Origin of the sequence: Embleya sp. NPDC050493, assembly GCF_044458105.1 — a bacterium.
Taxonomy (GTDB): Bacteria; Actinomycetota; Actinomycetes; order Streptomycetales; family Streptomycetaceae; genus Embleya.
The window spans coordinates 48,770-64,796 of record NZ_JBITHP010000044.1 but is presented as its reverse complement, the minus strand read 5'-3'; the positions used below and the strand labels follow the sequence as shown (position 1 = coordinate 64,796).

Genomic DNA, 16,027 nt, shown 5'->3' with positions numbered 1-16,027 from the left:
CGCGGCCCGCGCCCCCCCCGCCCCCCCGCGCCGCGCCCCGGGGCCGCCCCCCCCCCCCCGCGGCCCCCCCGCCCCCCCCCCCCCCCCGCGCGCCCCCCCCCCCCCCCCCGCGTCCGAGGCACCGTGGTCGCCGGGGCCGCAGGACCCGTCCCCCGCCGCCCCCGGCCACCGCGCTGCCCGATGCCCCGGCGAGAAGGCCGTCGACCGTCCGGGTACGGCGCCATCCGTCCCAGGCATGTCCGGCCGCGCTCGGGAAGCGGCGGTCGAGTGGAGTCGATCGTGCGCGACGGAATGGTCTTCATGTGACGTAATGGGGCAATTGTCGGATTGTGAGCCGGGTGTTGCATACGGCCGGCGCATGCGACACGGTTGCACGAAGACAACTGTTGTCGAACGACAGAGAGGTGGTGGGGTGCGCGCGATGCGTTCCCCGGCTTGTGATCCGTTCTTCGGGTACCCCCGACATTCCGCGCGATGCCTGCATTCGCGTCGGCACCGCGTGGAGTAACGCTCCCTATCCCGTCCTCGTCGCCGACCGGGCCGGGGACATCGTCGAAACGAATGAAGTCGCGCACTGCCTGTTCGCGCACGCCGCAGAGGCCGGTGAGAGTCTGGCGGCAGGCGGCCTGCCGCACTGGCTCGCCGAAGCGCACCATCGCCTGCCGTCGGTCGGGGCGGCTCGGGAGGCCGTCTCGGGCGCGGTCGCCGGCCGTACGTTCGAAGCGCATCCTTCGCCGGGCGAGGGCGGGGATGTGGTGTGGTGGCTGGTGGAGGATACCGATCTGCGTCTGGCCGAGCGGGCGTTGCGCGGTGAGCGTGAGCGCGCCGCGTTGCTGGCGGAGATCTCCAGTGCGTTGTTGTCGTCGCTGAACGTGGAGCGCTGCGCGGAGGTGACGGCGCGGATGGCTGCGGATCACCTCGCGGATGCGGCGGTCATCATCGCCCCGGGCCAGGGTCGCCGTCATGCGCTGACGTATGCGCAGGTCGGCGGCGAGGTCACGAAGGCGGTGATGTCCATCGACACGGGAACGCTTCCCGGACTGGCGGAGGCGTTGCAAGGATTTCCGCCGGTACCGACGCGGTGGATCGACCCCGGCGAGGTCCCCGACTGGGTGGTGCCACCGGGCTTCGCCGGTGTGATCGGGTCGGTGATCGTCACCCCGTTGCCCGGGCACGGGGTTCCCGCCGGAGTGCTGATCCTGATGCGTCCCAGTACGCAACGGGCGTTCACGGACGGTGAGGAAGTCTTCGCGCGGCTCTTCGCCGCACGCGCGGGCACCGCCCTGTCGGCGGCGCGGCTGTATGCCGAGCAGGCGTCGATCACGGCCACACTTCTGCGGGAATTGTTGCCGCCGCGGCTGGAGCGGGTGCACGGCGTGGAGTACGCCGGTGTCTACCGGGCCGCACAGGACCACGAGCGTGTCGGCGGTGACTTCTACGACGTCCATCCCGGGGTGGATCCCTCCGGGGAGACGTTCGTCGTGCTGGGGGACGTGGCGGGCAAAGGCCTGGAGGCCGCCGTGCTGACGGGCAAGATCCGCAGCGTGTTGCACGCGCTGTTGCCGCTGTCCGGTGATCACCAGCAGGTCCTTGCCCTCCTCAACGACGCCCTGATCAACTCCCACCACACCCGGTTCGCAACCCTGGTGCTGGCCTCCGTTCGACGCAGTGCGGGGCAGGTGCGGCTGCGGTTGACGAGCGCCGGACACCTCCCGCCGCTGATCGTCCGGGCAAGCGGGCGGGTGGAGGAAGCCGCCACCGGCGGCACCCTCATCGGGGCTCTGCCCGAGGTCCGGGCGCGGAGCGTGGATGTGGTTCTGGCGCCGGGGGAAACGTGTCTGCTCTACACGGACGGCATCACCGAGGCCCGCGGCGGGCCACTGGGCAACCAGCTCTACGGTGAGTCGAGACTGCAAGAGGCCCTGCGCGAGTGCGCGCGGATGCCGGCGGAGGCGGTGGTGGAACGCGTACAGATGCTGGCGGCGCAGTGGCTGGGCGGCGGCCGTCACGACGACATGGCCACCCTGGCGATCACCAGTCCGACGGACGGCCACGACGCGCTCGACGTCGTGGGCGGGCACGGGGACCCCCACCTGCGACGCGAGGAACCGTGATGACCGACGCCACGAACCACGACACGGCCCCGGAGCTTTCGGAGCGGCTGTGGGCGGCGGTGATCGGCAGGGACGAGCCGGCCGCGATGCGGCTGGTCGCCGCGGCGGCCGATGCCGGAGCCGATCGTGAGTCGTTGTTGCTGGACGTCGTGGCCGGCGTGCAGCACCGCATCGGGGTCGAATGGGCCGCCGACCGGATCAGTGTGGCCGAGGAACACGCGGCCACCGCGATCACCGACCGGGTCATCGCCGCCCTCGCCCACCACCGTCCCGCCCCGCCCCTCCCGCAGAGTCGGGGGCGGATCACGGTGGCCTGCGTCGACGGCGAATGGCACTCCCTGCCCGCCCGGCTGCTGGCCGAGGTGCTCACTCGGCGCGGCTGGCGGGTGGACTTCCTCGGCGCCCATACCCCCACTCCGCACCTGATCGCACACGTGCACCAGACCAACCCGGCCGCCGTGCTGCTGTCGGCCTCGTTGCCCACCCACCTGCCCACGGCGCACCAGGCGGTGACCGCCGTGCAGTCACTCGGTATGCCGGTCATGGTCGGCGGCGCCGCCTTCGGGGTCGACGGCCGCTACGCCCGTCTGCTGCGGGCCGACGCCTGGGCGCCCGACGCGCGAAGCGCCGCCGACCTCTTGGCCCGGGGTCTCACCAGCCATCGGGCGGTTCAGCGGCATCAGATCGACGACCTGCCCCACCTCGGCGACCAGGAGTACACCCTCGTCAAGACCCGCCGCACCACCCTGGTGCGGCAGTGTCTGGCCGGCCTGGACGAGCGCCTGCCCGCCATGCCTTCCTACAGCGCCGCCCAGCGCGAACGAACCGCCGAAGACCTCGCCCACATCGTGGACTTCCTCGCCACGGCCCTCTACGTCGACGACGTCGCGCTGTTCACCTCGTTCGTCACGTGGACCGCGGACATCCTCGCCGCCCGTCACGTGCCCGTCGCCGGCTTGCGCATGGGGTTGGATGTCCTGGCCGGGCAACTGCACGACTTCCCCCGCGCCCGCACCTTTCTCGACATCGCTGCCGACACCCTGCCCATGGCCCCCGCCCACTCCGGTCCGGGAGTCACCGCATGACCTCGTACGTGCCGGTCGAGCTCTCCGTCCACGTCCAGGCCGGCGACGCACACTCGCTGCACCTGGCCATCCGGGGAGACCTCGACTACGACTCCATCGATGCGTTCACCCACACGGTGAATTCGGCGCTGGACGCACACGCGGAGCAGCACGGGCCGGCCCTGCGTCATGTGCACCTGGATTGGGCAGGCCTGACCGCCATCGACTCCGGCGGACTGTCCGCTCTGATCGGCGTGGGCCGCCGCACACATTCCGCCGGAGTCACCGTGCACCTGCACCGGCAACCCGGCCACCTGACCCGCTTGCTCGAGATCACCGGCGTCGACGGGTACCTCACCGGGCACACCGACGCCGGCGATCGGGCCACAGCGGACGCGGGCGGCGACGCCGCGTCCGCCCCCGTTCCCTGAGGGCCGACGCCCGACGGCGGCCGGCCGGCGCCTCGCATCCACGCGGCGGGCCGCGCGACGGACCTGCCCACCCGCGCGGCGCCCGCCCGTCGCACGCGCCCGCGCGTTGTCCGGGTCGCGTTCACGAGGTCGTCCCCGAGGAACGCGCCCGGGCTCACGCGGACCGAGCCCGTGACGCATGTCCACCCGCAACATTTGTCATCGGTCAATCATTCGATACGCTTCGCTTCGGACGGCGGGGCAGGGCAACCGGCGTCGAAGACAACGACATTGGTCGCGTTGCTCGGTCCGCTCGCCTGCGGTCGGGTGTCGCCGCTCGTCCGACGAAAGGAGTCGCCATGGGACATCGGCATCGGCCGGCGTCCGGTCGCGACGCATCGGCCGGACGTGCCGGACCTACCCGACGTGCTCGGCGCTCCCGGCACGCGATGAAGCGGGCGCACCGTGCTGCCTGCACGTGGCGTCCGGTCGTCTCAAGCGGTCTGCGCGTGCGGGGCGAGCGATGCGTCCGGCATCTCGTCCAGGACCGGGATGGCGGCGTTTTGCAGGGATTCGAGCCCCTTGAGCAGCATCGCCCGGGATTCGCCCGACATGCGCGCGGTCACGACTGCCAGTTCCCGCTCACGGCGGGCCCGCAGATCCGCCAGGAAGGCGCAGCCCCGCCGGCTCAGCCGCAACTGCAGTTCGCGACGACTGCTGGCGCTGGGCAGGCGCTCGACGAAACCCACCGCCTGCAGGCGGTCACACAGGCGACTCGTCGAGGAGGGCGTCGACCGCAGGCCGTCGGCCAACGTGCGCAGGTTGATCCCCTCGTGCTGCTCGAGCAGAAACAGCGCGCGCAGCTGTGAGGTGGAAACGGGCGCGGTGGACGCCCGCCCCAGCAGCATTTCGAGCAATTCGGCCGCCGCGGTCGCCACGCGCGCCGTCTCGTCCGAATGGTCGTGTCGAGAGGAGATAACCCCGCTCACCGCCTTACTCTGACGCCCGAAACGGCCCCGGCCCCACGGCCGCGCCGTGACCACAATAGACGCTGAAAAAGCGGTTGATCCGACAGGCGGCCCGGGCCGTTCCACGGACACGCACGAGGGTGCCACCGCCGCACCCCGCAGAGAACGGCTGAAGACATACCGTGAACGCATCCGAGGAAGCCGAGCGCGCGCTGCGCGCCGCACCTCCACATGGGCTGCCGGACGCCATCCGAAGCGTGCTGACGAGGCACTATCGGGCAGAATCCGTCGACCTGCTGATGGCCGACTACAGCCTGACCGTCCTGCAATCGGTCTCCGCGCTCCCGCACGCCACCGAGCCCCTCTCCGTCGACAACAGCCCCCAGGGCCGAGCCTTCGGCGCGCAGGAGCCCGTACGCGAGGCACAGGAAGACGCCACCGTCGTCCACCTCCCGGTGACCGTACGCGGCGACCGCCTCGGTGTACTCACCGTGACCTTCCCCACCGACGCCTGCCCGCCGACGATCGTGGCCGAGCTCGCCGACATCGCCGAGATGCTCGCCCACGCGGTGATCGTCGCCGAGCGCGACACGGACGTCTACCTCCGGGCCCGGCGCAAGGACCGCCTGACCCTGGCGGCCGAAATGCAGTGGCAACTCCTGCCCGGACGAGCCTGCCGCCGCGCCGAGTACGCCATCGGCGCCCAGCTCGAACCCGCCTACGCCGTGCACGGCGACAACTTCGACTGGTCCGCCACCGCCGACCACCTCGTCCTGACGGTGACCAACGGCATGGGCGAGGGCATCGACGCCGCCCTGCTCAGCAACCTCACGATCAACGCCCTGCGCAACGCCCGGCGCGCCGGCATCCCCATCGCCGACCAGGCCGCCCTGGCCGATCAGGCCGTCTTCGCCCGGCACCGCGGCGACGCCTACCTGTCCGTCCTGCTGCTGGACTTCGAACTGGCCACCGGACGGGTCCAGGTGGTCGACGCCGGCTCCCCGCGCCTGCTGCTCCTGCGCGAGGGCACGGTGACCCCGATCGACTTCGACGCGCAACTGCCCCTGGGCATGTTCGAGGAGACCGACTACACGGCGCAGGAGTTTTACGTCAGTCCCGGCGATCGCCTCGTGTTCGTCAGCGACGGCGTCCACGCGGTCGCCTCACCGGCCGGCGAAGCCTACGGCGACCGCGCGTTGGCCCGGGCGATCAACGCCACCCGGCTGCTGCCGCCCGCCGAGATGCCTCGCGCGGTCCTGCGCGAACTCGCCGGCCACCGCGGACGACCCGTCCCCGACGACGACGCCCTGGTCGTCTGCCTGGACTGGTACGGCAGACCCGCCACCGACCACCCGACAGCCCAGGACCCCGGCCGGTCCCCCACCTTCCCCGCGCCATCTCACGATCCGCGGTGACGACGCGAGGCGGCGCGAACTCCTCGCGGGCCGGGAGCGCTTCGCGGTCCGACGGATGCCGCGCGGATGCCGCGGATGCCGCGCGGATGCCGCGCGGATGTCGTCGCGGATTTCCATCGGATCCGCAGTCGGCGGAACCATTGCAGGCGGGCGAACCCAAGGCGTCCGGAGGACGTGGGGCCTTCGGTTTGACGTCCGGCTATGCGGTGGCACGTCCGTGGGGTGGTTTCGGGATCGGCTCCTGGAAGTGGTGGCCGTTGAGGAGCGCGTCCCCGAGGGGAGTGAGCGTGTGTAGTACGGCGTTGCCGTGCCGGGTGGTGGTGACGAGGCCGGCCTGGCGGAGGATGGTGGCGTGCTCGCTGGCGCTGGGCGGGGATGCGCGGATTCGCTCGGCCAGTTGTCCGGTGGTGCAGGGGCCGCCGCCGATGGCGTCGAGGGTGCGGGCGCGCGTGCGGCCCAGGAGGGCGGCCAGGGCTTTGTCCAGTCCACTTTCCAGTGTCGTCAGTAGACCGGCGGCGTCGGTGACGTTGCGGATGACGGGTATGAACAGCAGGACGGGCGCCTGATCGTCCGTGGGGCTGGTGTAGGTGATGGGCCTGGTCTGGCAGAAGGCGGAGGGAACCAGCAACAGACCTCGGCCGGCCAGTTCGACGGTACCGGTGAGTGCTCCTCGCCCGATCTCCAGAGTCGGGGCCTGCCAGCGGAATCCGGGCGGCAGCCCCGCGAGCATCGCTTCCACTCCGTGCTCCGCGAGTGTGCGGGCATGACCGGCCTGCTCGGCCTGTAAGCGTGACAGGATGCGCGGCCAGTAAGGGGCCACGGCAGCGCGGTGAGAGTCCTGGAGATAGGCCACCAGTTCCTCGCGGTCCGCGCGGTGGTGCGCGATGTCTCCCCATGCGGTACCCGCCCACGGTCCCGTGCAACGCGAGTAGCGGACGCGGGCGTGGGCCGCTCCGGCGAGCTCGGCGTGCAGGTGGTCCGCTCGGACCGCGCGCACCGCCTCGAGGCCTTCCTCTATCGAGGTCGACGCTCCCGTCACGGTGAACAGATCCATGAACGCCTCGTGGAAGAGAGCGGAAGCCGGATGCGTTCGAGCGGCCGACTCGGCCTGGACCCTCTGCCGCCAAGCACCGAACAGAGCTTCCCCCTGGGGCTGTTGCAGGGTCGTCAGGGAGAAGAACGTCTCGCCGAGCGGGCCCCACGTCGCGGCGATCCGAGTCCTGACCAGGTCTTCCGACGTGAACGTGATGCGCAGCACGAGATGTCCTTCTGAGGTGGCGGGAAGGTCATCTTCTCCGGATGCCTCGGACCGCGCCAAGGCGGTTTTGCGACAGGCGTTTCGGCGACGGCCGAAAGGGTTTCGGTCCGCGGGGACTCCGCTGCCAGGATCTGTCCCGAGGGTGACCGCACAGCCGGGACGGCCGGTCCGCTCGGATCTCTCGCCTGCTCGCCGGACTCGCCGGAGGTTCGAACGATGACGCTTGACAGGGGGGTTCTTGATGCTTCGGCCCGCAAATCCGGACGATGTGGGAACGATCGCGGAGATCTGGCAACGAGGGTGGCGTGAAAGCCATCTGGGGCACGTTCCCGATACTCTCGTCGCCGTACGCGGCGCGACGTCGTTCCGGACACGGACGCTCGAACGTATCAACGCCACGGTCGTCGTCGACACCGATCAAGCGGTGGCGGGTTTCGTAACGGTGATCGACGACGAGGTGGAACAGCTCTACGTGTCGAAAGAGCGCCGCGGCCTCGGGGTGGGGGACTTACTGCTCGCGGAAGCCGAGCGCCTCGTCGGCGCCGGCGGCCATGATCGGGCCTGGTTGGCCGTCGTGGGCGGCAACACCCGGGCCCGCAGATTCTACGCACGCAACGGCTGGACCGACGAAGGCTTGTTCGACTATCCGGCGGACAGCCTCACGGGCTCCGTCCTCGTCCCCTGCCACCGCTACATCAAGCCCGTCGCGAGACATCCGACGAGCCACTGACCTCCCCTCCTCCAGCAAGTCCCGGTCGTCGATGCGTTCTGCGTGTTGTCACCGGCCTCGGCTTGGATGGGGCCGTGTCCGTGTATGAAGTGACCCGCCGCCTGCCGGAGATCTCGATCGTTCGAGACCGTTCCCGGGCCATGGCGATGCTGGACGCCATCATGAGCCCGGACTGGGAGTTCCGGTTCTTCTCCTTCGATTCCCACTGGTCGCCGACCGAGGAGATGGCCTCGATGCGGGACGGCAGCGGCAACGAGTACTCCATCGTCTTCTCCGCGGCGGGGGCGTTCGCCCGCGGATTCGACCACGAGTCGCCGATGGCCCCGTATCGAGACCGTCCCGCGGCCGTGTGGCCCGGCCTGATGGACACGGTCCCCGCGGTCTTTCGTGCGTGTGTGGAGGAGCCGGCGTTCTGCGGAGCGGACGGGACGCCGCGGGCGACCGTGTGCCTGTGGCGCACGCACTCCGATCTCTCCTGGCGGTCGGGCGCCGTCGACTTCCCCTCGCGAGACGGAGGGGACGCGGACGGCGCCGAGCAGCTGTTCGATGTCCTGGCCGACGGCCGGCCCGAGGCATACCGGCGGTTCGCCGCCGACTACTACGAGGTCGCCGTCGACCTCGAGGTCGTACGCCACGTCTATGCCCTGCGCCCCCTGTCACAGGCCCTCGTCTCGTCGCTCAACCCGGAGGCGAGCGTGGGCGAACTCGCCGAGGACATGGCCCGGATCGGGTATGTGCGTCCGTGAAGGGTGTTGCCGGCGCCCGAGGGCCGTGAGTGCCCGAAACAACCACCGACACGAGCCATGTCACCCGACCACCGACACCACCACCACCGGAGCCCAAGTCGTGCAGGAAAGGCCGACATTCGACCTCTGCCCGGCCCCCTCACCCTCGCCGCCGCACTTCTGCCACGACCGACGCTGCCGGGAACCACCACGCGGGACGCGGTCTTAGACTCGGAGTTGCGGCGTGGCACGGGGCTCGCCGGGCAAGGGGACTAGCGTGCGGAATCGAACGGACTCCCACTCGGCCGACGGGTGGACGCAGTACGACGAATACCTCTGGCACACCTGCGACATCGTGGCCGATGTCGTCACCGGCCAGGCGGACCGCCGCCCGCTCGTCGCGAGCACGGCCCGGATCGAGCCGGGTGAGCGCGTACTCGCGACCGGAGCGGGGGAGCATTTCCGACTGCGCGCGGTGGGCAACGGCAGTTACCGCAGCACCGGCGTGGCCGCGATCGGGAAGCCGGGGTTCGTGGTGGGCGCGCTGGCCCTGAACGCTTTGGGCAACGCGGCGCGCCGCAAGCGGGCGCAGCAGGACACCGTCCCGCGCTGGGTGCACGACGGCGGCGGCGAACTGACCATCACGCAGATGTCCGCGTACCTCGCGCATCCGCGCAACCCGCTGAGCCTCGGCTTCACCGGTCTCGACCAGATCGACCTGCCCGAGCCCGGCGTCTTCGAGGCCCGCTACCACGACATGTACGGCAAGGGCTACATGTGCGTGCGCGTCAACACCCCATGGGCATCCCTGATGTTCGCGCTGGCGGCCCTCGCGGCGTTTCCGGCCCACCCACGGCTGCTGGGCGGCGCGTGGCTCCCTCCGGGTTTCGAGGAGCGCTGCGCCCACTTCGGCCGCCCGGTACGCCCCGCCCAGCGACTGGTGTTGGGCCAGAGCTAGTCGGGCCAGGGCCAGGGCTAGGGCCTGTCCGGCGGATCTTGTGACCGTCCGACGATGGGATCGTTGTTCTGGTCGTGGGGCGGGGAGATCTGACGAACGACGAGTGGATGCGGCTTGAGCCGTATGTGCCGAAGTCCGGTGCCCGGGGAGGACGATGGTCTGACCACCGTCGGGTGATCAACGGGATTCTGTTCCGGGTCCGCACCGCAGTGCCGTGGCGTGACCTGCCCGAGCGATTCGGGAGCTGGAAGACCGTCTACGAGCGGCATCGCCGCTGGTCCGCGGACGGTACCTGGGACCGGCTCCTCCAAGCGGTCCTAACCGACGCCGATGCCCACGGTCGGGTGGACTGGAGCATGGTCAGCGTGGACTCGACCTCGTGTCGGGCCCACCAGCACGCGGCCGGGGCCCCACGGAGAACACCACGGGTCCCGAAAAAAGATCAACGCCTCGGCAGCACCGCCCCGACGAAGGACTCGGACGCTCCCGGGGCGGCCTGACCTGCAAAATCCATCTCGCCGGCGAAGGCGGACGCCGACCGCTGGCCCTGCTGATCACGCCCGGCCAGTGGGGCGACAGCCCGCAGCTGATCCCCGTGCTCGAACGGATCCGGGTCAAGCGGCCAGGCGGCGGGCACCCGCGCACCCGCCCCGACCACCTCGGCGGCGATAAGGCCTACAGCTCCCGCCGGAACCGGCTCTACTTGCGCAGACGCCAGATCAGGCACACCATTCCCGAACCGAAGGACCAGCGGGCCAACCGTCGACGCCGAGGTAGCCGAGGCGGCAGGCCGGCCGGGTTCGACAGGGAGATGTACAAGCGGCGCAACGAGGTCGAGCGCACGATCAACCAGCTCAAGCACTCCAGGGCCGTGGCGACCCGATACGACAAGCGCGCCTACGTCTTCACGGGCACCGTCACCTTGGCCTCGATTCGGCTGTGGCTCAAGCAATGACGGGCTGGCTCCGTCATCGGGCTTCCAGCTCTTCGGCTCGCTGCGTCAGCTCCGCCGCGATTCCGTCCCAGTCCGGACCGTGCAGCCAAAGGTTCTGCGCGGCTTCTCGCAGAAGAGCCGGCTCGTCGGGCCTCTGCAGCAGCACGAGGCGATAGGCGAGGTTGCGAATCCACACCGGAAGCTGGCCGTCGACCAGGTTCGGGCAGAGCTCCCGCAGCATCGACAGGATCGCGTCCGCATCGGCGAACGTCAGCTCTTGGACGAAGTAGTGCTCGCGGTGCTCCTGACCGCACGCCGGCGTCGGACGGTACTCATCTCCGTAAAGACACCGGGCGTGCTCGGTCAGCGTTCTGTGCATGCGCTGCAGCCTACGACGTCATGATCCGCCGGACAGGCCCTAACCAGGCGGCGACACCGCCACCTGGCGCTCGACGGCCGGCCAGTCGGCCGGCGCGGCCGCGGCCCAGGTCCGGCCCTCCTGGGCCGAGGCGTCCGGCAGTGCGCCGAGCGCGTCCAGGTCCTCGCGGGTGATGCCCGGCGGCCGACCCGGCCGCCGGGCATCACCCAACGCCTCGAACCCGCCCTCGTGGAACCGGTGGACCGCCTCGCGCACCGTGACCTGGTGGCACTCGACCAGGTCGGCGACCTCCGGCACGGTCATGCGCCGCGCGAGCAGCCGCACGCACTCCAACCGCAGCCGGGTATGCGGCGCCGGACTACGCGCCCGCAACCGCGCCCGGGGGCGGTCAGACGACCGCGCCCTTGACGATGATCGACAGGCCGCCGACCAGGGCGAGGCCGAGGACCAGTTTGCGCAGCCGGGTGTCCGATACCTTGCCGAACCGGTCCCCGACCAGGATCCCCACGAGGATCGCCGCCGCGCACAGGATCCAGTACTGGTACGAGAGTTCGGGCAGGCCTTTGGCACCGACCGAGAACCCGCTCACCAGTGCCCCGTGGAACTGCGCGTTGGCGACGAACTCGGCCCCGCCCCAGCCCGCGTTCACCGCGTACCAGGTCAGCGGCGGGCCGCCGGCGCCCGCCGCCGAGTTCAGGAAGCCGCTGGCGACGCCCGCCGTGACGGCGCCGCGGCGGCCTCGGAGCGCGCGTATGCGTACACCCGCGACGAGCAGCGACACGGACACCACCACGAACGTGCCTATCCCGAGCAGCAGCACACGCTCCGGGAGCCGCCCGACCAGCCACGCCCCCAACGGGACGGTCAGCATCGCGGCCGCGACCAGTGGCAGCATCAGCCGCAACCGGACCTGGCGCCATGTGGCGGCGAGGCCGATCGCGCTGATCACCATCACCGCCATGTTCGACACCACCACCCCTTCCGCGGGTCCGAGCAGCAGCACCAGGCCCGGCCCGGCGACCAGCCCGAACCCGATTCCGGTCAGCCGCTGCAGCGACGCCGCGACCAGCACGATCAATCCGACGAGTACAGGAGCCAGGGTCATGGGCGGATCTTGTCACTGAGCGGTCTCGGGGAAGTACGCACCTTTTCCCCGAGACTGCTCAGGTTGAGTACTCATCGGCCAGGCGTCGGTTCCGCCGGGCGCCTCGGCCGTCGTGTCCACGTCGATGGTCACGGGATGGGCGTGGTGGACGATGGTGCGCGTGAACATATCCCGAGGCCGTGATCGCGGAACTCCGCGAGGCCGTCGGCATGACGCACCCGTTCCGGGACGAGGAACTGCCCTGGCCGGAACTCCTGCGCGCACAGGCCGAGCAGCCGTTCGACGCCGACCCGGCCCGAAGCCTCCTGGATCACTCCGACTGCCCGACCGAGTTCCGTAACGCGGTGCTGCACAGCCCCGCCTCGCTCGGGACGTCGGGCTCGTGGATGGAGCAACGCCTGGCCGCCGGCGCGCTCACCGTACTGGACGTGGCGGCGGCTCCGTGCACGCCGGCGCCGGCGGCGGTCCGCATCATCACGGAACACGCGGCACGGACGCCCGGTTTCCTCCACGCCCCCGCGGCCCGCACGCTGATCCGCCGCGTCCGCACCCGACGCGACCACGCCGACGCGTGGGTGGTCGCGGTGCGCCTGCTGCCCTAGTCCACCGGCACCCTCCTCGAACTCGTCGACACCGCGGCCACCGCGACCGGCCACCCCATCCCCGCGCCCTGATCCGCGACACACGCAGGGCGGGACCGCGTCGGGTGAAACGGCCGACGATGGAGTCGTGCCGGCGGGCGCCCGCCTGCCCGAAGTCGGCCCTGCCGAGGAGCGATCGTTGGCCCCGTCGGGCCGCGCATGGAGAGCGCCACACTTTGCCGGTCACTCCGGGTGGAGCCGGTACTCGGGCAGCCAACCGAGCACGTCCCGACGAGAGGCCTCGACGAGGCGCCCTCCGGTGAATCGGATGTCGTCGGTCACCTCCGCCACGCACTTCGCGGGGGGGAACGAACGAGCGTGCCTCCTCGTCGGTGGCGAACTCGGCCTCACCAAGGACCGGTCCCCGCAGGGGGTCGTTGAAGACGTCGACCCATGGGTCAAGACGCGCAGCACCGGCGCCACTGATCCGCCCGCCACCGGGCGTAGGTCGGACGGGCCTCAGAGGGGAGTGTGCACGACAGCCTCCGTGCCGACCCGATCCCGCACCACCTGCCGGAAATGGGCGCACCGGGTGAAGTCCTCCTGCGCGCAGTCGAGGGCACATTCGACGAGTTCGAGTGATGCCTGCGCAGCCGCGATACGAGAGCGGAGCGCATCGGCCTCTTGGCACAGGATGTTCCGTCGCTGCCCGGCATCGGCGGTGGCGACCAGCGCGCGGATGGTGTCGAGGGAGAGCCCTGCCTCCTTGCCTCGCAGGATGACGGCGACCCGGGTGAGGTCGGCGGTGCGGTAGCGGCGGCGGCCGGCGGCATCGCGGGCGGGGGCCAGGAGCCCCATCGCCTCCCAGTGACGCAGGACGTGTGTGGCCAGACCGAAGCGTTCGGCAAGGGCGCCGATGCTCATCGGGCCACGCTCACCGCCGACGCGCGTCTTGGACTCGCTTGACTTCATGCCGACATTAAGTCCCAACCTGATGCTCATGACCAGGGAAACGGAACAGACACCCCCGTCGACGGACCACCTCATCGCCCGGCTCGACGCCGCCGATCGCCTGCCGGGCGCACAGGAACTGCGCTCCCTCTCCTACGACTTGCTCGGCGCCGGACCCGGAACATCCGTCGTGGACGTGGGCTGCGGCGCCGGACGAGCCGTGGCGGAACTGGCCGAGCGGGACGTGCGGGCCGTCGGAGTGGACCCGAACGAGCGCATGATCGCGGTCGCCCGCGGCCGGTGGCCCGAAGCGGACTTCCGGATCGCAGGAGCGTACGAACTCCCGCTGCCGGACGCCTCGATGGACGGCTACCGCGCCGACAAGGTGTTCCATGAACTGGCCGAGCCGGAGCGGGCACTGGCCGAGGCCCGCAGGGTTCTCACGCCCGGCGGGCGCATCGTGCTGTTCGGCCAGGACTGGGACTCCTTCGTGATCGACTCCGACGATCCGGCCCTCACCCGCACCATCGTGCACGCCCGCGCCGAGATGACCACCAGCCCTCGTGCTGCTCGTCGGTACCGCAACCTGCTGCTGGACGCCTGGTTCGGCGACGTGACGGTCGAGGTGCACACGGGCGTTTTCACGGGACCGACCATGTTGCCCTTGCTCACCGGACTGGCCGAGGGAGCCTGCTCCACCGGCGCCGTCACGCGCGAGCGGACGGACGGCTGGATCGCCGAGCAGCGTGCGCGGGCCGAGGCCGACCGCCTCTTCCTGGCCATGCCGATGTTCCTGGCGACGGCGACCGCACCACGGTGAGGTGGTGGCCACCCGATCGGGCCCGAGCCGCAGCCCCGCTGAGCCGACGGAAACCGGTGCCCGGGACGGCGCTCAGCCTCCTTCGAGTTCGCCGCGCACGGTGGCGGCGATGCGGGTGAGTGCGATCCCGAGGTGACGGCGCTGCGCGGCGGTGAGCGGGTCGAACACGAGCCGCTTCACCTGTGCGACGTGCTCCGGTGCGCTCTGCACGAGCTTCTGCCGGCCGGCGTCGGTCAGGGTGGCGAGGGTGTATCGACCGTCGCCGGGGTCGGGTCGGCGGGAGACCCAGTCGCGGGCTTCGAAGCGGTCCATCGCCTTCGACAGGCGGGGTTGGGTGCTGTCGCAGACCCGGGCCAGGTCGCTGAGCCGCATCGTGGCCTCGTCCGCCATGGACAGCCGGGCCAGGACCCCGTACTCGAAGTTGGAGATGCCTGCGTCTCGCTGCAGCTGTCGGTCGAGGGCCGCCGGGAGGGCGATGACGACCGTGAGCAGCGCCTGCCACAGGTCCTGCTGGTCGTCGTCGAGCCAGGGTGACTGGGTGTCCATGCGCCCCATCATACTTGCCCGGGAAACCGACATCACTTGCCTGGGCAAGTCTTCATGAGCTAGGTTTTCACTTGCCTGGGCAAGTGAAAATACTTGCCCAGGCAAGTGAAGGAGCTGATTTCGATGCCCACCACGAGCAGCCCGGCCTCCCCGAACGGCTTGACCTCCCACGCCCCGTCGCACACACCGGCCGCGGCATACGACGACCTCCTTGCCCGGGTCCTGCCGCAAGCACGCGAGCAACGGGTGTGGAGTCCCTCCGATGGTCCCCTGCCCAGCCTCTTCGTCAGCCACGGCGCGCCGTTCACCCTCGACGATCCGCAGTGGCTCGCCGACCTCTTCGAGTGGGCCCGGTCGATGCCCAAGCCCCGGGCCGTCGTCGTCGTCTCGGCGCACTGGGAACGAGCACCGGTCGCGATCTCCGGAACCGCGGCCGGCACCCCGCTCCACTACGACTTCAGCGGCTTCCACCCCCGCTACAAGACCCTTCCCTACCCGACTCCGGACGCCGGCGACCTGGCTCGGCGGCTCACGGGCCTGCTGGGCCGGACACCGGTGCACGAGTTCGCCGAACGCGGCCTCGACCACGGCGCCTTCATCCCGCTCATGGCCATGTATCCCGCGGCCGACGTCCCGGTCGTGCAGCTGTCCATGCCCAGCCTCGATCCCGGCGCCCTGCTCGGGCTCGGGGCCCGCCTGCGGCCGCTGCGCGAGGAAGGCGTCCTCGTGCTCGGCTCGGGCTTCATGACGCACAGCTTCGCCGTCTTCCGCCGGCCGGAACTCGCCGCCGACACCACGGCCTTCGACGAATGGGCCGTCGACGCCCTCGCCCGGGGCGACGCCGACGCCCTCGCCGACTACCGGGCCAAGGCACCCGGCGCCGCGGTCGCCCATCCGACGGCCGAACACTTCGTCCCGCTGCTGCTCACCGTCGGCGCCGCCGACGACCCCGGCAGCGCCGTGAGTGCCATCGACCGCATGGTGATGGGCAACTCCACCCGGTCGGTACGGCTGACCTGAGCACCTGGACGTGCTTCACCTTCCCGCCCCGATCGCCTCGTCCGTCGGC

Annotated in this window: 18 protein-coding genes; 11 read left to right on the top strand and 7 right to left on the bottom strand. The window is 70.8% G+C overall.

Going from position 1 to position 16,027, the window contains the following annotated elements; genetic code table 11:
• The first annotated feature begins 437 nt into the window (after positions 1–437).
• The 3 genes from ACIBM5_RS44190 to ACIBM5_RS44180 are packed head-to-tail and all read left to right on the top strand — an operon-like array spanning position 438 to position 3,609.
• Positions 438–2,114 carry a PP2C family protein-serine/threonine phosphatase gene (locus ACIBM5_RS44190; RefSeq protein ID WP_396012352.1) on the top strand — a complete coding sequence of 559 codons (1,677 nt, stop codon included), beginning with the start codon at positions 438–440 and terminating at the stop codon, positions 2,112–2,114.
• The gene (locus ACIBM5_RS44185) at positions 2,114–3,199 is read left to right on the top strand and encodes a B12-binding domain-containing protein (protein WP_396012351.1); all 1,086 of its coding nucleotides are present in this window, start codon (positions 2,114–2,116) and stop codon (positions 3,197–3,199) included. The genes ACIBM5_RS44190 and ACIBM5_RS44185 overlap by 1 nt, the downstream gene beginning before the upstream one ends.
• Positions 3,196–3,609 carry an STAS domain-containing protein gene (locus ACIBM5_RS44180; RefSeq protein ID WP_396012350.1) on the top strand — a complete coding sequence of 138 codons (414 nt, stop codon included), beginning with the start codon at positions 3,196–3,198 and terminating at the stop codon, positions 3,607–3,609. Before ACIBM5_RS44185 ends, ACIBM5_RS44180 begins: the two co-directional genes overlap by 4 nt.
• Before the next feature lie 473 nt (positions 3,610–4,082).
• Here ACIBM5_RS44180 and ACIBM5_RS44175 read toward each other — a convergent pair whose 3' ends face one another.
• Entirely contained in the window at positions 4,083–4,526 is a 444-nt protein-coding gene (locus ACIBM5_RS44175; RefSeq protein WP_391590004.1) for a MarR family winged helix-turn-helix transcriptional regulator, read from the bottom strand.
• A gap of 212 nt (positions 4,527–4,738) precedes the next feature.
• Here ACIBM5_RS44175 and ACIBM5_RS44170 point away from each other — a divergent pair, with 212 nt between their 5' ends.
• Entirely contained in the window at positions 4,739–5,971 is a 1,233-nt protein-coding gene (locus ACIBM5_RS44170) for a PP2C family protein-serine/threonine phosphatase (protein WP_396012349.1), read from the top strand.
• A 199-nt stretch (positions 5,972–6,170) separates the two neighbouring features.
• Here the strand turns inward: ACIBM5_RS44170 and ACIBM5_RS44165 are convergent, their stop codons facing one another.
• Complete coding sequence (locus ACIBM5_RS44165) at positions 6,171–7,229, bottom strand: MarR family transcriptional regulator (protein WP_396012348.1); 1,059 nt, start codon at positions 7,227–7,229, stop codon at positions 6,171–6,173.
• A 268-nt stretch (positions 7,230–7,497) separates the two neighbouring features.
• Between ACIBM5_RS44165 and ACIBM5_RS44160 the strand changes: the two genes are divergently transcribed.
• The 4 genes from ACIBM5_RS44160 (at position 7,498) to ACIBM5_RS44145 (ending at position 10,597) form a co-directional block, all read left to right on the top strand.
• A complete protein-coding gene (locus tag ACIBM5_RS44160) occupies positions 7,498–7,959 on the top strand; it encodes a GNAT family N-acetyltransferase (protein WP_396012347.1) in 462 nt (153 codons plus the stop codon).
• Between the two features lie 74 nt (positions 7,960–8,033).
• Positions 8,034–8,705 carry a hypothetical protein gene (locus ACIBM5_RS44155; RefSeq protein WP_396012346.1) on the top strand — a complete coding sequence of 224 codons (672 nt, stop codon included), beginning with the start codon at positions 8,034–8,036 and terminating at the stop codon, positions 8,703–8,705.
• A gap of 256 nt (positions 8,706–8,961) precedes the next feature.
• Positions 8,962–9,642, top strand: a complete 681-nt coding sequence (locus tag ACIBM5_RS44150; RefSeq protein ID WP_396012345.1) for a hypothetical protein — start codon at positions 8,962–8,964, stop codon at positions 9,640–9,642.
• A 74-nt stretch (positions 9,643–9,716) separates the two neighbouring features.
• Positions 9,717–10,597, top strand: a protein-coding gene (locus ACIBM5_RS44145; protein WP_396012344.1) for an IS5 family transposase whose coding sequence is annotated in 2 segments (ribosomal slippage) — positions 9,717–10,077 and positions 10,077–10,597 — 882 coding nt in all. Because the reading frame shifts where the segments join, the coding sequence is not laid out codon by codon here.
• A 13-nt stretch (positions 10,598–10,610) separates the two neighbouring features.
• On the opposite strand, the gene ACIBM5_RS44140 is transcribed toward ACIBM5_RS44145, so the two are convergent.
• Genes ACIBM5_RS44140 through ACIBM5_RS44130 form a run of 3 tightly spaced genes read right to left on the bottom strand, consistent with a single transcriptional unit; the run spans position 10,611 to position 12,060 of the window.
• Positions 10,611–10,955, bottom strand: a complete 345-nt coding sequence (locus ACIBM5_RS44140; protein WP_396012343.1) for a hypothetical protein — start codon at positions 10,953–10,955, stop codon at positions 10,611–10,613.
• Positions 10,956–10,994: 39 nt separating this feature from the next.
• Complete coding sequence (locus ACIBM5_RS44135) at positions 10,995–11,288, bottom strand: helix-turn-helix domain-containing protein (RefSeq protein ID WP_396012342.1); 294 nt, start codon at positions 11,286–11,288, stop codon at positions 10,995–10,997.
• Positions 11,289–11,343: 55 nt separating this feature from the next.
• Positions 11,344–12,060 carry a TSUP family transporter gene (locus tag ACIBM5_RS44130; protein WP_396012341.1) on the bottom strand — a complete coding sequence of 239 codons (717 nt, stop codon included), beginning with the start codon at positions 12,058–12,060 and terminating at the stop codon, positions 11,344–11,346.
• Positions 12,061–12,239: 179 nt separating this feature from the next.
• Here ACIBM5_RS44130 and ACIBM5_RS44125 point away from each other — a divergent pair, with 179 nt between their 5' ends.
• Positions 12,240–12,662 (top strand): hypothetical protein, encoded by a 423-nt coding sequence (locus tag ACIBM5_RS44125; protein ID WP_396012340.1) that lies wholly within the window; start codon positions 12,240–12,242, stop codon positions 12,660–12,662.
• 498 nt (positions 12,663–13,160) lie between these two features.
• Here ACIBM5_RS44125 and ACIBM5_RS44120 read toward each other — a convergent pair whose 3' ends face one another.
• The gene (locus tag ACIBM5_RS44120; RefSeq protein ID WP_396012354.1) at positions 13,161–13,613 is read right to left on the bottom strand and encodes a MerR family transcriptional regulator; all 453 of its coding nucleotides are present in this window, start codon (positions 13,611–13,613) and stop codon (positions 13,161–13,163) included.
• Positions 13,614–13,641: 28 nt separating this feature from the next.
• Between ACIBM5_RS44120 and ACIBM5_RS44115 the strand changes: the two genes are divergently transcribed.
• A complete protein-coding gene (locus ACIBM5_RS44115; protein ID WP_396012339.1) occupies positions 13,642–14,412 on the top strand; it encodes a methyltransferase domain-containing protein in 771 nt (256 codons plus the stop codon).
• A 72-nt stretch (positions 14,413–14,484) separates the two neighbouring features.
• Here the strand turns inward: ACIBM5_RS44115 and ACIBM5_RS44110 are convergent, their stop codons facing one another.
• On the bottom strand, positions 14,485–14,958 hold the full coding sequence (locus tag ACIBM5_RS44110) for a MarR family winged helix-turn-helix transcriptional regulator (RefSeq protein WP_396012338.1): 474 nt from the start codon (positions 14,956–14,958) through the stop codon (positions 14,485–14,487).
• 123 nt (positions 14,959–15,081) lie between these two features.
• Here ACIBM5_RS44110 and ACIBM5_RS44105 point away from each other — a divergent pair, with 123 nt between their 5' ends.
• Positions 15,082–15,978, top strand: a complete 897-nt coding sequence (locus ACIBM5_RS44105; RefSeq protein ID WP_396012337.1) for a DODA-type extradiol aromatic ring-opening family dioxygenase — start codon at positions 15,082–15,084, stop codon at positions 15,976–15,978.
• Positions 15,979–16,027 lie beyond the last annotated feature (49 nt).

Coding starts and splice junctions, on each gene's coding strand:
- ACIBM5_RS44105 (WP_396012337.1), top strand. CDS start 15,082: ATGCCCACCACGAGCAGCCCGGCCTCCCCGAACGGCTTGACCTCCCAC.
- ACIBM5_RS44110 (WP_396012338.1), bottom strand. CDS start 14,958: ATGGACACCCAGTCACCCTGGCTCGACGACGACCAGCAGGACCTGTGG.
- ACIBM5_RS44185 (WP_396012351.1), top strand. CDS start 2,114: ATGACCGACGCCACGAACCACGACACGGCCCCGGAGCTTTCGGAGCGG.
- ACIBM5_RS44180 (WP_396012350.1), top strand. CDS start 3,196: ATGACCTCGTACGTGCCGGTCGAGCTCTCCGTCCACGTCCAGGCCGGC.
- ACIBM5_RS44130 (WP_396012341.1), bottom strand. CDS start 12,060: ATGACCCTGGCTCCTGTACTCGTCGGATTGATCGTGCTGGTCGCGGCG.
- ACIBM5_RS44120 (WP_396012354.1), bottom strand. CDS start 13,613: ATGAAGTCAAGCGAGTCCAAGACGCGCGTCGGCGGTGAGCGTGGCCCG.
- ACIBM5_RS44115 (WP_396012339.1), top strand. CDS start 13,642: ATGACCAGGGAAACGGAACAGACACCCCCGTCGACGGACCACCTCATC.
- ACIBM5_RS44140 (WP_396012343.1), bottom strand. CDS start 10,955: ATGCACAGAACGCTGACCGAGCACGCCCGGTGTCTTTACGGAGATGAG.